The organism is Arcicella sp. GW458-12-2-14-TSB2 (genome assembly GCF_059423785.1).
Genome location: NZ_JBWKYN010000358.1, coordinates 1 through 1,215, shown reverse-complemented (window position 1 = coordinate 1,215; position 1,215 = coordinate 1). Strand labels below are relative to the sequence as shown.

Annotated in this window: 1 protein-coding gene; it reads left to right on the top strand. The window is 35.3% G+C overall.

The features are described from left to right. Positions 1-159 precede the first annotated feature (159 nt). Positions 160-1,134 carry a 6-phosphofructokinase gene (pfkA, locus tag AC07XN_RS24435; protein ID WP_309919927.1) on the top strand — a complete coding sequence of 325 codons (975 nt, stop codon included), beginning with the start codon at positions 160-162 and terminating at the stop codon, positions 1,132-1,134. The last annotated feature ends 81 nt before the right edge of the window (positions 1,135-1,215 follow it).

Below are 1,215 nucleotides of genomic sequence, written 5' to 3'. Positions count from 1 at the left end.
ATGTTTTATTAAACTGTAATTTTTTGAAAAAATATTAGAAACATCACTTTTAAACAATAAATTTGTGAGGTTTTGCTTATGGAAATAATGATATTTGTTATTTCTGTAAACTAAATAACTACTATTAACCAACTTTACTAAAATACAATCTTTACCAGCATGAAAAGAATTGCAGTATTTACTTCAGGAGGTGATGCACCGGGTATGAACGCTTCGATTAGAGCAGTCGTTAGAGGAGGGCTACATCATGGAGTCGAAATTTTTGGAATAATTCGTGGATATAACGGAATGATTAAGGGAGACATTATTCCGCTTAATTCTCAATCTGTAAGTAATATTATTCAGCGTGGTGGAACGATTTTGAAATCTGCGAGAAGTAAAGAGTTTATGACTCCAGAAGGTAGAAAAAAAGGCTACGAACAGTTGAAATCACATGGCATTGAAGGTTTAGTAGCTATTGGAGGAAACGGAACTTTTACGGGTGCTGAAATTTTCTTTAATGAATTCCAAATTCCAACAGTTGGTGTACCAGGAACCATAGATAACGACCTTTTCGGAACAGATTTTACAGTAGGTTATGATACAGCGGTAAATACAGCCTTAGATGCAATTGATAAAATCAGAGATACGGCAGATTCGCATGATAGAGTATTCTTTATTGAAGTAATGGGACGTGACTCTGGCTATATTGCTATTCAGTCGGGTATTTCGGGTGGTGCAGAATCAATCTTAATTCCTGAAGAAAGACAAACTGTTGAAGATGTAGTTGAAACATTGAAAGCAGGCTTTAATAAGAAAAAAACATCATCAATCGTCATTGTAGCAGAAGGAGACGAAGAAGGTAATGCAGCAGTTATTGCAGACCGAATCAAGAAAACAATTGATATTCCTGTTGATATTCGTGTAACAAACCTTGGTCATATCCAAAGAGGAGGAAGCCCAAGTGCTGCTGACAGAATCTTGGCTAGTCGTTTAGGATTGGGTGCTTTAGAAGGGCTTTTAGCAGGTCATAAAAACGAAATGGCAGGTATCGTAAACGATCAATTGGTTTATACAGCTTTCCATGATACTATCACGATGAAGAAAGTTATCAATACAGATTTATTAAGACTTGCTGGGATTTTGAGTAAGTAGTCTTCTTAGTTACCAATTAATATTTCAAGGTAAAAAAAAAGTGCTGAATTTTCAGCACTTTTTTTTTACCTTGATGTAGTG